This is a genomic window from Flavonifractor sp. An306, assembly GCF_002159455.1.
Taxonomy (GTDB): domain Bacteria; phylum Bacillota; class Clostridia; order Oscillospirales; family Oscillospiraceae; genus Flavonifractor.
In genome coordinates this window covers 1-12,981 of the sequence record NZ_NFIQ01000087.1, presented here as the reverse complement: position 1 = coordinate 12,981, position 12,981 = coordinate 1, and the positions used below count along the sequence as shown (strand labels likewise).

Here is a 12,981-nt window from a genome sequence, read left to right as displayed (position 1 = left end):
CACCCCGGCGCCCTCCCGGCCGGCCAAACCGGCGTATGTCCCCCCCGTCTGGACGGAAGAACCGGCCCCCGCTCCCGCGCCCAAGCCGGCGGAGGAGAAGCCCGTCCGGCCGGAGCCGGAGCCCGCACCTGTTTCCCCGCCGCCCCAGCCCGAACCTCAGCCCCAGCCGGAGGAGGAGCCCTGGCGTCTGGCGGGAGAGGTGCTCAACACCTACATCATCGTGGAGCAGGGGGACAAGGTGCTGCTCATCGACAAGCACGCCGCCCACGAGCGGATGAACTTCGACCGCCTGAAGGCGGCGGGCTACCAGCCCATGGTCCAGTCTCTGCTGACCCCGGTGGTGTTCACCCCTCCGGCGGAGGAGGGAGCCGCCCTGCTCTCCCACCTGTCCCTGCTGGGCCGGTTCGGGTTTGAGGCGGAGGACTTCGGCGGCGGGGCCGTCATTGTCCGCTCTGCCCCCAGCGACGTGGCGGCGGGAGAGATCCCGGATCTGCTGCTGGAGCTGGCGGGGAAGCTGCTTACCTGCGGCACCGCCGACCCGGAGGCCGCCCGGGACGCGCTGCTCCACACCATGGCCTGCAAGGCGGCCATCAAGGGGGGCCAGAAAAACGACCGGGCGGAGCTGGAGAAGGTGGCCCGTGCGGTGATGGCCGGGGAGGTCAAATACTGCCCCCACGGCCGGCCGGTGGCCATCGAGCTCACCCGGGGCCAGCTGGAAAAACGATTTGGCCGGGCGTGAGCGCCAAAGTGCGACAGCATTCGCCCATAAATTGGTATATATTGGATGCATCTCAGAGAAAAAAGGAGTGCATCCACATGCAAAAGACACACAACCTGCAGGAGCTGTTCCTGCTCCGGGCCCGGAGGGAGCGGGCCAACGTCACCCTGTTTTTGATGAACGGCTATCAGCTCAAGGGCCAGATCGTGGGCTTTGACGCCTTCGTGGTGGTACTTATGACGGGGGACAAGCAGCAGGTGATCTATAAGCACGCCATCTCCACCATCGCCCCCGAGCGGGCCATTTCCCTGGAAACGGAGGAGCGGGCGCAGTAACAAGGAGCATCCCATGAAGCAAGGAACCCTGAACAGCAAAATCGTGGTCCTGCTGCTGCTGGCGGCGGTGGTGCTCTACCTGGGCGTGTCGGCCTGGCAGAGCTTCCGGGACCCCTTTTCCACGGCGCTGACCTACTCCTACACGGTGGACGACAGCATGGAGGCCACCGGCTTTCTGGTGCGGCAGGAGCAGGTGCTCACCGGCACCGGCGGCGTGGTGGAGGTGCTGCCCCAGGAGGGGGAGAAGGTGTCCCGGGGCGGGACGGTGGCCCTGCTCTACCAGGACAGCTCCGGCCTGGAGCGCCGGGAGGAGCTGGAGCAGCTGGAGCTGGAGAAGGAACAGCTGGAGTACGCCATAGACCGCCTGGACCAGGGGGGCGGCGACTCCTCCCAGCTGAGCCAGCAGGTGCTGGACGTCATCGTGGCCCTGCGCAGCTGCGTGGCGTCGGGGGACCTGACCGGCCTGGAGAGCCGGAGCATGGATCTCAAGAGCCTGATCTACAAGCGGGAGTACGCCTTCAACGACACGGAGGAGGGGGAGAGCGCCGCCCAGCTGCAGGCGGCGCTGGACAGCGTGAACAGCCAGATTTCCGCCCTGTCCGCCCAGGCGGCCCAGAACACCCAGCGGGTCACCGCCAGCCAGTCGGGGGTTTTCTCCGGCTATGTGGACGGGTATGAGAGCCTGATTACCCCGGACATGCTGGACACCATCACTCCCAGCCAGCTGGATCAGCTCTCCGCCCAGCGGCCGTCGGTTGACGGCACGGCGGTGGGCAAGCTGGTTACCAACTCCACCTGGTATTTTGTGTGCGCCCTGGACCAGGCCGACGCGGAGCGCCTGATCGAGGGCCGGTCGGTGACCGTCCGGTTTTCCCGGGACTGGTCGGGAGAGGTGGACATGACGGTGGAGCGCATCGGCGACACGGAAAACAGCCGGTCGGCGGTGGTCTTTTCCACCGACAAGTTCCTGTCGGACACCACCCTGCTCCGCCGCCAGACGGTGGAGCTGGTGTTTGACTCCATTACCGGCATCCGGGTGCCCAAGCAGGCCCTCCGGGTGGACCAGCAGACCGTCACCGACGAGGAGACCGGGGAGGAGTCCCAGACCTCCGTTCCCGGGGTGTACACCCTGGTGGGCGAGCAGGCGGAGTTCAAGCCGGTCACCGTGCTGTATGAAGGGGACAGCTTCGTGCTGGTGGAGCCGGCCGACTCCAACCGCAAATCCCTCCGGGCGGGGGATGTGGTGATCGTGGCCTCCGGCCAGCTGTACGACGGCATGGTCATCCAATAGAGAAAGAACATGGGGGAGGAATCTGACATGACACTGGAAGAACGGATTGCCCAGGTAAAGGAGAACATCGCCCGGGCCGCCCGGGAGGCGGGCCGGGCTCCGGCGGAGGTCACCCTGGTGGCGGCCACCAAGGTGCAGAGCTCGGACACCATCCGGCAGGCCATCGCCGGCGGCATCACCGTCTGCGGGGAGAACCGGGTGCAGGAGATGACCGCCCACCTGGACGACGACGCCTACGCCGGCGCGGCCCTGCACTTCATCGGCCATCTGCAGACCAACAAGGTCAGGCAGGTGGTGGGCCGGGTGGATCTCATCGAGTCGGTGGGCTCGGAGCATCTGCTCCAGGCCATCGAGGCCCAGGCCGCCAAGCTGGAGCTGGTGCAGGACATCCTGCTGGAGGTGAATATCGGCGGCGAGGCCTCCAAGAGCGGGGTGGCGCCGGAGGCGGTATACGCCCTGGCGGAGCAGGCCATGGCCTGCCCCCACGTGCGCCTCCGGGGGCTGATGGCCATTCCCCCCATTGTGGAGCAACCGGGAGGAAATCGACCCTTTTTTGCAAAAATGTATCGGCTTTATGTTGACATAAGAACGAAATTGGACCATAATGAGACTGCTATCACCTGTCTCTCCATGGGAATGAGCGGCGACTATGAGGACGCCGTGCGGGAGGGCGCCACCCTGGTGCGGGTGGGGACGGCCCTCTTTGGCCCCCGTCCGCCGATGAAAACGGTATGACCCGGGACAGGAAATTCGGGAGGATAACCGATCATGGGATTTTTTGATGAGCTGAAGCGTCTGGCCCGCCCCTATGAGGACGAGGAAGAGGACGAGGAGTTTGACGATTTTGAGTCGGTGTCCCGCAGCGAGCGGATGGACCGCACCGGCGGCGAGCGGGTGGAGCGGCGCAGCGCCAAGCTGCAGGACACCAGCGCCGGGATGTTTTCCCCCGAGCCGGAGCGGCGGAGCAACAAGGTGGTGAACATCCACACCACCACCCAGCTGCAGGTGGTGCTGGTGAAGCCCGAGCGGTTTGACAACGCCAGCGAGATTGCCGACCACCTGCGGGAGAAGCGCACGGTGGTGCTCAACCTGGAGTCCACCAACAAGGACATCGCCCGCCGCCTGCTGGACTTCCTGTCCGGCGTGGCCTACGCCAACGAGGGCAAGATCAAGAAGGTGGCCATCTCCACGTACATCATCACCCCCTACAACGTGGACATCCTGGGGGATCTTATCGACGAGCTGGAGAACAACGGGCTGTATTTCTAAGAGCTGTATTTCTAAGATAGATCAGGGGGAATACTGTTATGCTGACACCGCAGGAAGTCTCTGAACACGCCTTTGCCAAGGCGTCTTTCGGCGGGTACAATATGGCCATGGTGGACGAGTTCCTGGATATCCTGACGGCGGACTATACCACGCTGTACAAGGAGAACGCCACCCTGAAGGCCAAGATGAAGGTGCTGGTGGAAAAGGTGGAGGAGTACCGCTCCACCGAGGACGCCATGCGCAAAGCCCTGCTCACCGCCCAGAAGATGGCGGACGACATGGTGGCCGAGGCCGAGCAGAAGCGCAACAAGCTGCTGCAGAGCGCGGAGGAGGACGCCCGGGCCCGCATCGGCCAGCTCCAGCAGAGCGTGCGGGACGAGCAGGCCCGCCTGGTGGCCGCCCAGAACGCCACCGCCGCCTATGTGGGCAAGCTGAAGGAGCTCTATCAGCACGAGATGGACTACCTCAGCGGCCTGTCCCGGCTGAGCGCGCCGGTGGAGCAGCCCGACCGGGTATCCGAGACCGTCAAGGACATCGAGCACAGCGTGGAGCAGCTGGTCCGGCGGGAGAGCGAGAGCGCCCCGCCCGCCCAGGAGGAGCAGGCCCCCCAGGAGGGCGGGCTGTACGCCGAGCTGATGGAGCTTAACCGCAGCGGCAATCAGGAGCAGACCAGGCCGGAGGAGGACGACGAGACGGAGGAGCCCACCCGCCGCATCGACTTTGACCACCTGCAGTTCGGCAAGGACTACGAGATCCGCTAAAATCCCCTTGACATCACCCGCGCAAACAGGTAAGATACTGGGAGACGCCTGTAAAAGGGCGTTTCCCAGTTATTTTTATCGGAAACATGCGATGACGAGGACGAGTACCGCCCCCAACCCTGCGCAGAGAGCCGCCGTTTTGGTGCAAGGCGGACAGGACGGGCCGGGAAGATCACCTCCGAGCATGGCCGCCGAACTCCAGTAAGCGGCCGCGGCTGGCCCCGTTACCGGCCTTTGAGCGGTCCCGGTCCGTCCGGGACAACGAGAGTGGTACCGCAGAGGTTCGCGCCTTTGTCTCTTGGGAGACAAGGGCGCTTTTTGTTTGCCTGAAAAAACAAAAATTTACGATAGAAGGAGAACCACCCATGGATTACAACCAGACCGTCCATCTGCCTCAGACCGACTTCCCCATGCGGGCGGGGCTGCCCAAGCGGGAGCCGGACATGCTCCAGGAGATGCAGGACCATGAGCTCTACCACAAGATGGTAAAGCGCAACGAGGGCAAGCCCAGCTTTGTCCTCCACGACGGCCCTCCCTACGCCAACGGCAACATCCACATCGGCACCGCCCTGAACAAGATCCTCAAGGATATCATCGTCAAGCACAAGAACATGACCGGCCACTACGCCCCCTATGTGCCCGGCTGGGACACCCACGGCCTGCCCATCGAGTCCGCCGTGCTCAAGGACAAGAAGGTGAAGCGGGACGAGATGACCACCGCCCAGTTCCGTACCAAGTGCCGGGAGTACGCCGAGGGCTATATCGCCAAGATGACCGGGCAGTTCCAGCGGCTGGGCGTGTTGGGCGAGTGGGAAAACCCCTATATCACCCTGCTGCCCGAGTTTGAGGCCAAGCAGATCGAGGTCTTTGGCAAGATGGCCGAGAAGGGCCTCATCTACAAGGGCATGAAGCCGGTGTACTGGTGCCCCGCCGACCAGACCGCCCTGGCCGAGGCCGAGATCGAGTACGCCGACGACCCCTGTACCACCATCTTTGTGAAATTCCCCGTCCGGGACGACAAGGGCAAGCTGGGCCAGTATGCCGACCTGAGCAAGCTCTACTTCGTGATCTGGACCACCACCCCCTGGACCATCCCCGGCAACTTCGCCATCTGCCTGAACGCCGAATTCGATTACGTGCTGCTCCAGGTGCCCTCCGGCGACGTGTACGTGCTGGCCAAGGACCTGGCCGAGAGCGTGTGCAAGGCCGCCCACATCGACTATGAGGCCTGCCAGGTGCTGGCCACCTTGAAGGGCAGCGAGTTTGAGCTGATGACCGCCACCCATCCCCTCTTTGACCGGGAGAGCGTGATCCTCAACGGCGAGCACGTCACCCTGGACGCCGGCTCCGGCTGCGTCCACACCGCCCCCGGCTTCGGCGCGGAGGACTTCCAGATCTGCCAGCAGTACGACAAGGCGGGCCTGACCCACATCGGGGTGCCGGTGCCCGTCAACGCCAAGGGCGTCATGACCGACGAGCGCTACAACGGCCAGTTCTACGCCAAGGGCAACGACATGGTGGTGGAGGACCTGGAGAAGGAAGGCTTCCTGGTGGCCAAGGAGAACATCACCCACTCCTACCCCCACTGCTGGCGGTGCAAGAATCCCATCATCTACCGGGCCACCGAGCAGTGGTTCTGCTCCGTGGACGCCATCAAGGACGCCGCCGTCAAGTCCTGCGACTCCATCCAGTGGAAGCCCGAGTGGGGCAAGGAGCGCATGATCTCCATGATCTCCGAGCGCAACGACTGGTGCGTCTCCCGCCAGCGGGTGTGGGGCGTGCCCATCCCCATCTTCTACTGCGACGACTGCGGGGCCGACATTGTGACCCCCGAGACCATCGCCCACGTGGCCCAGCTGTTCCGGGAGCACGGCTCCAACATCTGGTTTGACAAGGAGCCCGCCGACCTGCTGCCCCAGGGCTTCGTGTGCCCCAAGTGCGGCAAGGCCCACTTCTCCAAGGAGTCCGACATCATGGACGTGTGGTTCGACTCCGGCTCCACCTGGGCGGCCGTGGCCGCCGAGCGGCCTTATCTGAAGTACCCCGCCGACCTCTACCTGGAGGGCGGCGACCAGTACCGGGGCTGGTTCCAGTCCTCCATGCTCACCTCCATCGCCGTCAACGGCGTGGCCCCCTATCACCAGATCGCCACCCACGGCTGGACCGTGGACGGCGAGGGCAAGGCCATGCACAAGTCCCTGGGCAACGCCGTCTCCCCCGACGAGGTGATCAAGGAGTACGGCGCGGATATGCTGCGGCTGTGGGTGGCCTCCGCCGACTACACCCAGGACATGCGCATCTCCAAGGACATCATGAAGCAGCTCTCCCAGGCCTACCTGAAAATCCGCAACACCGCCCGGTATATGCTGGGCAACCTGTGCGACTTCGACCCCGACGCCAATCTGGTGCCGGTGGACAAGCTGATGGACCTGGACCGCTTTGCCCTGGCCTCCTTCAACGAGCTGGTCAAGACCGCCCGGGCCGCCTACGACAAGTACGAGTTCCACGGGGTCTACCGTGCCGTGTATAACTTCTGCGTGGTGGATATGTCCAACTTCTACCTGGATATCATCAAGGACCGGCTGTACTGCGGCGGCGAGGAAGAGCGCCGCTCCGCCCAGACCGCCCTGTACTATATCCTGGACGGCATGACCCGGCTCATCGCCCCCATCCTGGCCTTCACCTCCGACGAGATCTGGCACGCCATGAAGCACGCCAAGGGCGTGGACGCCGAGAGCGTGCTGCTCAACGACATGCCCGAGGACAACGCCGCCTTCACCCTGGACGAGGCCGCCCAGACGCGGTGGAACAGGCTGGTCAGCCTGCGGGACGCCGTGAACAAGGCCCTGGAGAACGCCCGCAACGCCGGGGTGTTTAAGAAGGCCCAGGACACCGAGGTCACCGTTTCCGTGTCCGCGGAGGACGCCGCCAGCCTGAAGGACGAGGACCTGGCTACCCTGTGCATCGTCTCCAAGGTCACCGTCACCACCGAGAACCTGGAGGGCGAGAAAAACGAGGACTGCCTGATCCCCTGCACCATCGCCGTCAAGCTGTCCGCGGCCCCCAAGTGCCCCCGCTGCTGGAACCACAACGAGCACATCGGCACCGCCGGCCATCACGCCGAGCTGTGCCCCCGCTGCGCCGCCGTGGTGGGCCAGTAATCCGTATAACACAAAAGGACGCTGTGAGTTTTCACAGCGTCCTTTTGTGTAGCTTTTTAGGAGGCATCGCCTCCTCCATACCGCCGGATCTCCCTTCGCAGAAGCTGACGCAGATACCCCGACACCGACCGGCACTCCAGCTGTGCCAGCTTTTGGGCCATTTTCTTGTCCTCCGCCGTCACCTGGACGGTGATGGTCTGTTTCTTTTTCTGCATAGCCACCCCTCCTTGTATCTATATGATATCAAATAGATAGAAATAATCAATATCTTTTTGTATCTATAAGAACTATTGTGCATAAAATGTGGAACAGATATTATAAAAGCATCTATTAGAGTCATTTGGAGTGATTGCGGTGTCCGTTCAGGCTAACCCCTACCCTCTGCGGCTGGAAAAGGTGCATATGGAAAAAATCCGCACATTAGCCAAGCAAGGCAGGCGTTCTGTCAATATGCAGCTTTGCATTGCGGTGGAAACTTATCTGGAGCAGTACGAAAAGGAGCACGGGGAAATCCCCGTGAAGCCGGAGCATTGAGAGGGCGTCCGCACCAGCGGACGCCCTTGTACTTGTATTTGCACCGGCTTTTTGGTATAATAAAATCTCTTATTATGGGTCGTTATACGATCCGCCGCCGGGAGGTGTCTCATGCGAAAAAATAAGTTAACCCATCTGATGGAACCCAGTTTTCGGCTGTATTTTGCCTTTTTGATTCTTTTCGCGGTGGTGACCGCCCTTTTCTCCATTCCGGTGGCGGTGATCCAGGTGGCGGTGGTGGCCATTCTCTACCTCTACTTCCGCCGCAACAACGCCATGCGGCAGAAGGAAATTCTGAAATACATCGAAAACGTCACCTGCAACATGGACTCGGCCACCAAGGACACCATGGTGAACGCCCCCCTGCCCATGGTGATTTTCCGGCCGGAGAACGACGAGGTGATCTGGTCCAACGACCGTTTTCTGCAGATCACCGGGGAGCGGGAGCATATGTTTGACACCAAGATCACCGCGGCGGTGCCCGACTTCTCCTCCCGCTGGCTGATGGAGGGCAAGAACGAGTGCCCCACCGAGGTGCGCATTGGGGACCGGCGGTTTCTGGTGTACGGCCACCTGGTCCGCACCGAGGAGCAGGGGGCCCGGGGCTACCTGGCCACCACCTACTGGGTGGACGTCACCGACTTTGCCCAGGTGCGGGACGAGTATTACGCCAGCCGCCCGGTGGTGGCGATCCTGACAGTGGACAACTACGAGGAGCTGATGAAGGGGGCCACCGACAACGCCAAATCCGCCATGCGCAGCGAGATTGACGACCGGCTGGCCCAGTGGGTGGCGCCCACCCAGGGCGTGTTTACCCGGTATGAGCGGGACCGCTATCTGTTCCTGTTCGAGGAAAAATTCCTGGCCCAGTTCCAGGAGGGCAAGTATTCCGTGCTGGACAGCGTGCGCCAGGTGACCAGCCCTTCCGGCATCCAGGCCACCCTGTCCATCGGCATTGGCAAGGACGCCGACAGCCTGGGCGAGCTGTACCAGTACGCCGCCCTGTCGGTGGAGATGGCCCTCTCCCGGGGCGGGGATCAGGTGGTCATCAAGAACAAGTTTAACTTTGAGTTCTTCGGCGGGCGCACCAAGGAGCTGGAGAAGCGCACCAAGGTAAAGAGCCGGGTGATGGCCAACGCCCTGGGGGAGCTGATGGCCGACGCCTCCATGGTGTTCATCATGGGCCACAAGTACCCCGACCTGGACTGCATCGGCGCCGCCGCCGGCGTGTGCGCCATGGCCCGGAAGAAGGGCACCCCCGTGCACATCGTCAAGGAGCCGGGGGTCAATCCCGCCAGCGAGATGTGCGCCCGGCTGGAGACGGTGGAGGAGTATCAGGGCGTGTTCCTCTCCCCCCAGGACGCGATCCTGCTGGCCGACTCCAACTGCCTGCTGGTGGTGGTGGACACCAACCGCCCGGAACAGGTGGTGAGCCAGGACCTGCTGGAGGCGGTCCACAAGGTGGCGGTCATCGACCACCACCGCCGGGCCTCCTCCTACATTGCCGACGCCGCCCTCAACTTCCACGAGCCCTACGCCTCCTCCGCCAGCGAGCTGTCCACCGAGCTGCTGCAGTACCTGCTGGAGCCGGCGGACCTGCTGAAAATCGAGGCGGAGGCCCTGCTGGCGGGCATCGCCCTGGACACCAAGCAGTTCACCATGCGCACAGGCAGCCGCACCTTTGAGGCGGCGGCCTTCCTGCGGCGCAGCGGCGCCGACACCGGCGACGTGAAGAAGCTGTTCCAGAACGACCTGGAGGGCACCATCGCCAAGTACGACATCATCCAGACCGCCAGGATGTACAAGTCCGGCATCGCCGTGGCCAAGGTGGACCACACCGTGGGGCGCATCACCGCCGCCCAGGCCGCCGACGAGCTGCTGAACATCTCCGGCATCGACACCTCCTTCGTCCTCTTCCCCGACCAGGAGGGGCGGGTGATCCTGTCCGCCCGCAGCATGGGGGACGTGAACGTGCAGGTGGTGCTGGAGAAGCTGGGGGGCGGCGGCAACGCCGCCACCGCCGGGGCCCAGGTGCCCAACAAGACCGTAGACGAAGTGGCCGGGATGCTCTTCCAGGCCATTGACCAGTATTTAGCCGACGAATAAAGGAGATTGTAACCATGAAAGTGATTTTACAGCAGGACGTGAAGGGACAGGGCAAGAAGGGCCAGCTCATCGAAGCCAGCGACGGCTACGCCCGCAACTTCCTTCTGCCCCGCAAGCTGGCTGTGCCCGCCACCGCCGAGAACATCAACACCATGAAGATGCAGGAGAAGGCCAAGAAGGCCCAGGAGGCCGCCGAGAAGGCGGAGGCCGAGGCCATCGCCGCCAAGCTGAAAGACCTGACGGTGAAGGTGGTGGCCAAGGGTGGCAACGGCGGCCGCCTGTTCGGCGCGGTGACCTCCAAGGAGATCGCCGACGCCCTCAGCGCCCAGCACAATGTCAACATCCCCAAGACCAAGATCGTCCAGGATGAGCCCATCAAGGCCTTCGGCACCTACGAGCTGAAGGTGAAGCTGGGCTACGAGGTCACCGGCACCCTGAAGGTCATGGTGGCCGAGGAGTAAGAAACTTTCCGGGGAGGCGGAGCGTATGGCAAGCGAGGAAGAACTGCTGCTGCGGCAGATGCCCCACAGCGTGGAGGCCGAGCAGAGCGTGCTGGGCTCCATGCTCATTGACGCCCGGTGTGTGCCCGAGGTCATCGAGGCCCTCAAGCCTGAGGACTTTTATCTGCGGACCAACCGGGAGATCTACGAGACCATCTATTCCATGTTCAACTTTTCCCTCACCATCGACCCGGTGACGGTGCTGGACCACATGCGGCAGAACGGGGTGTACGACGAGAACACGTCCCGCAACTACATCCTCCAGCTCATGGACATCACCCCCACGGCGGCCAACGTGAAGGAATATGTCACCATCGTCAAGGACAAGGCCCTGCTGCGGCACATCGCCGAGACGGCGGGGGAACTGACCGCCCTGGTGCAGGAGGGCACCGACACCGCCCAGAAGGTGCTGGACATCGCCGAGCAGCGCATCTACGCCATCCGGCAGGGCCGGGCCTCCCAGGGGCTGGCCCACATCTCCAGCGTGATCCTCAGCGTGTACGAGCGGCTCAACGAGCTGGCCGCCAGCGGCCGGGCGGTGCCCGGCCTGTCCACCGGCCTGCCCGACGTGGACGCCGCCATCTCCGGCCTGAACAAGTCCGACCTCATCCTGCTGGCCGCCCGGCCGGGCATGGGCAAGACCTCCTTCGCCCTCAACCTGCTGCTCCACGCCGGGAAATTTTCCGGCAAGACGGTGGTGTTCTTTTCCCTGGAAATGAGCCGGGAGCAGCTGGCCATGCGCCTCATTTCCAGCGAGTCCTTTGTGGACAACAAGAAGCTGGTCACCGGCAATCTGGGGGAGGAGGACTGGGGCAAGATCGCCGCCGCCTCCGCCGCGCTGAATCAGACCCAGATCCTCATTGACGACAACCCCTCCCTCTCGGTGGCCGACATGAACGCCAAGTGCCGCCGGGTGGATAACCTGGGGCTGGTGGTCATCGACTATCTGCAGCTGATGACCTCCGCCGGCGGTCCCCAGCGCAGCGGGGACAACCGCCAGCAGATCGTCTCGGATATCTCCCGGGCCCTGAAGATCATGGCCAAGGAGCTGAACGTGCCGGTGGTCTGCCTGTCCCAGCTCTCCCGTGGCCCCGAGAGCCGCTCGGACAAGCGGCCCATGCTGTCCGACCTGCGGGAATCGGGCGCCATCGAGCAGGACGCCGATATCGTCATGTTCCTCTACCGGGATGACTATTATAATGACGACAGTGAAAACCACAATCTGGCCGAGTGCATCATCGCCAAGAACCGCCACGGCGAGACCAGGACGGTGGAGCTGCAGTGGCTGCCCGAGTACACCACCTTCTCCTCCATCGACCGGCGGCACGAGGAATATTAAAACACTCCAGGGGGTATCCCATACCCCCTGGATACGAAACCGCCGCGCCGCTATGCGGCACAACGGTTTCGATACCCCCGGTTTCGCGCACCGCGGCGCGGGTCGCGGTGTCTTTGGGGGAAGTGAATTCCCCCAAAGACGGATTTTGATGTTGCCATGCGGCAACGAAAAGGAGCCCCTATGCTGGAACAAGTGAAGGCCCTCACAACCGAATATGATATGTTCCCCCGTGGCGGGAAGGTGCTGTGCGCCGTGTCCGGCGGGGCGGACTCCATGTGTCTGCTCCACCTGGCCTGGTCCATGGCGGAGGCGGGGGGCTTCCAGGTGGCGGCCGCCCACTACCACCACGGGATGCGGGGCGAGGCCGCCGACGCCGACGCCGCCTTTGTGGAGGCCTTCTGCAGGGAGCGGGAGATCCCCTTTGTGACAGAGCGGGGGGACGTGTACGGCCAGGCCCAGCGCCTGGGCCTGGGGGTGGAGGAGACCGGCCGCCGGCTGCGGTACGAATTCCTCCGCCGGACGGCGGAGGAGCTGGGGTGTAACCGGATCGCCACCGCCCACAACGCCGACGACAACCTGGAGACCCTGCTGCTCCATCTGGTGCGGGGGGCGGGCCTCCACGGGCTGGCGGGCATCCCGCCCCGGCGGGGGGAGATCGTCCGGCCCCTGCTCACCACCTCCCGGGCGGACATTGAAGCCTATCTGGAAGAACACAGACTGAGCCACGTGGAGGACTACACCAACGCCGACGAGAGCTACGCCCGCAACCGCATCCGCCGCCAGGTGGTGCCGGTGCTGCGGCAGCTCAACCCCCGGCTCACCGAGAGCGCGGCGGAGACCATGGGGTACCTCCGCTCCGACAACGACTATCTGAACGCCCAGGCCGCCGCGGCCTGCGCCCATGCCCGGTGGGCGGAGGACGACCTGGTGATCGAGGCCCGGTACATCGCCCAGCTTCCCGCCGCCA

At 63.7% G+C, this 12,981-nt stretch carries 12 protein-coding genes, 1 pseudogene and 1 other annotated feature; of the genes and pseudogenes, 12 read left to right on the top strand and 1 reads right to left on the bottom strand.

Features of this window, described 5'->3' with window-relative positions; genetic code table 11:
• From B5F88_RS16600 to ileS, 7 genes and pseudogenes are all read left to right on the top strand, one after another.
• A pseudogene (locus tag B5F88_RS16600) lies at nucleotides 1–739 on the top strand (DNA mismatch repair protein MutL); the annotation flags it as partial.
• A 77-nt stretch (nucleotides 740–816) separates the two neighbouring features.
• Complete coding sequence (gene hfq / locus B5F88_RS16595) at nucleotides 817–1,053, top strand: RNA chaperone Hfq (RefSeq protein ID WP_087348302.1); 237 nt, start codon at nucleotides 817–819, stop codon at nucleotides 1,051–1,053.
• 13 nt (nucleotides 1,054–1,066) lie between these two features.
• Nucleotides 1,067–2,344 carry an HlyD family efflux transporter periplasmic adaptor subunit gene (locus tag B5F88_RS16590; protein WP_087348300.1) on the top strand — a complete coding sequence of 426 codons (1,278 nt, stop codon included), beginning with the start codon at nucleotides 1,067–1,069 and terminating at the stop codon, nucleotides 2,342–2,344.
• 27 nt (nucleotides 2,345–2,371) lie between these two features.
• Nucleotides 2,372–3,079, top strand: coding sequence for a YggS family pyridoxal phosphate-dependent enzyme (locus B5F88_RS16585; protein WP_087348298.1), 708 nt, complete (start codon nucleotides 2,372–2,374; stop codon nucleotides 3,077–3,079).
• A 33-nt stretch (nucleotides 3,080–3,112) separates the two neighbouring features.
• Entirely contained in the window at nucleotides 3,113–3,613 is a 501-nt protein-coding gene (locus tag B5F88_RS16580; protein WP_087348296.1) for a cell division protein SepF, read from the top strand.
• Between the two features lie 38 nt (nucleotides 3,614–3,651).
• Nucleotides 3,652–4,374: a DivIVA domain-containing protein gene (locus B5F88_RS16575; RefSeq protein WP_087348294.1), complete on the top strand. Its 723-nt coding sequence runs from the start codon at nucleotides 3,652–3,654 to the stop codon at nucleotides 4,372–4,374.
• A gap of 82 nt (nucleotides 4,375–4,456) precedes the next feature.
• Nucleotides 4,457–4,675 (top strand) — a binding site (T-box leader).
• Nucleotides 4,676–4,739: 64 nt separating this feature from the next.
• A complete protein-coding gene (gene ileS / locus B5F88_RS16570) occupies nucleotides 4,740–7,535 on the top strand; it encodes an isoleucine--tRNA ligase (protein ID WP_087348291.1) in 2,796 nt (931 codons plus the stop codon).
• 56 nt (nucleotides 7,536–7,591) lie between these two features.
• Here ileS and B5F88_RS20800 read toward each other — a convergent pair whose 3' ends face one another.
• Nucleotides 7,592–7,750, bottom strand: a complete 159-nt coding sequence (locus tag B5F88_RS20800) for a hypothetical protein (protein ID WP_162612223.1) — start codon at nucleotides 7,748–7,750, stop codon at nucleotides 7,592–7,594.
• A 139-nt stretch (nucleotides 7,751–7,889) separates the two neighbouring features.
• On the opposite strand from B5F88_RS20800, the gene B5F88_RS20795 reads away from it, so the two are divergent.
• The 5 genes from B5F88_RS20795 to tilS form a co-directional block, all read left to right on the top strand.
• Entirely contained in the window at nucleotides 7,890–8,069 is a 180-nt protein-coding gene (locus tag B5F88_RS20795) for a hypothetical protein (RefSeq protein ID WP_087348289.1), read from the top strand.
• Between the two features lie 111 nt (nucleotides 8,070–8,180).
• Nucleotides 8,181–10,175, top strand: coding sequence for a DHH family phosphoesterase (locus B5F88_RS16560; RefSeq protein ID WP_087348287.1), 1,995 nt, complete (start codon nucleotides 8,181–8,183; stop codon nucleotides 10,173–10,175).
• A 14-nt stretch (nucleotides 10,176–10,189) separates the two neighbouring features.
• Nucleotides 10,190–10,636 carry a 50S ribosomal protein L9 gene (gene rplI, locus B5F88_RS16555; protein WP_087348285.1) on the top strand — a complete coding sequence of 149 codons (447 nt, stop codon included), beginning with the start codon at nucleotides 10,190–10,192 and terminating at the stop codon, nucleotides 10,634–10,636.
• A gap of 25 nt (nucleotides 10,637–10,661) precedes the next feature.
• Complete coding sequence (gene dnaB, locus B5F88_RS16550; protein WP_087348283.1) at nucleotides 10,662–12,014, top strand: replicative DNA helicase; 1,353 nt, start codon at nucleotides 10,662–10,664, stop codon at nucleotides 12,012–12,014.
• A gap of 180 nt (nucleotides 12,015–12,194) precedes the next feature.
• A partial coding sequence (gene tilS, locus B5F88_RS16545) for a tRNA lysidine(34) synthetase TilS (protein WP_087348281.1) occupies nucleotides 12,195–12,981 on the top strand: 787 nt, incomplete at its 3' end.

Excerpts from the sequence above, each read along its gene's own strand:
- B5F88_RS16560 (WP_087348287.1), top strand. The coding sequence starts at position 8,181 with ATGCGAAAAAATAAGTTAACCCATCTGATGGAACCCAGTTTTCGGCTG.
- B5F88_RS16580 (WP_087348296.1), top strand. The coding sequence starts at position 3,113 with ATGGGATTTTTTGATGAGCTGAAGCGTCTGGCCCGCCCCTATGAGGAC.
- B5F88_RS16590 (WP_087348300.1), top strand. The coding sequence starts at position 1,067 with ATGAAGCAAGGAACCCTGAACAGCAAAATCGTGGTCCTGCTGCTGCTG.
- hfq (WP_087348302.1), top strand. The coding sequence starts at position 817 with ATGCAAAAGACACACAACCTGCAGGAGCTGTTCCTGCTCCGGGCCCGG.
- B5F88_RS16585 (WP_087348298.1), top strand. The coding sequence starts at position 2,372 with ATGACACTGGAAGAACGGATTGCCCAGGTAAAGGAGAACATCGCCCGG.
- ileS (WP_087348291.1), top strand. The coding sequence starts at position 4,740 with ATGGATTACAACCAGACCGTCCATCTGCCTCAGACCGACTTCCCCATG.
- rplI (WP_087348285.1), top strand. The coding sequence starts at position 10,190 with ATGAAAGTGATTTTACAGCAGGACGTGAAGGGACAGGGCAAGAAGGGC.
- B5F88_RS20800 (WP_162612223.1), bottom strand. The coding sequence starts at position 7,750 with ATGCAGAAAAAGAAACAGACCATCACCGTCCAGGTGACGGCGGAGGAC.
- B5F88_RS16575 (WP_087348294.1), top strand. The coding sequence starts at position 3,652 with ATGCTGACACCGCAGGAAGTCTCTGAACACGCCTTTGCCAAGGCGTCT.
- dnaB (WP_087348283.1), top strand. The coding sequence starts at position 10,662 with ATGGCAAGCGAGGAAGAACTGCTGCTGCGGCAGATGCCCCACAGCGTG.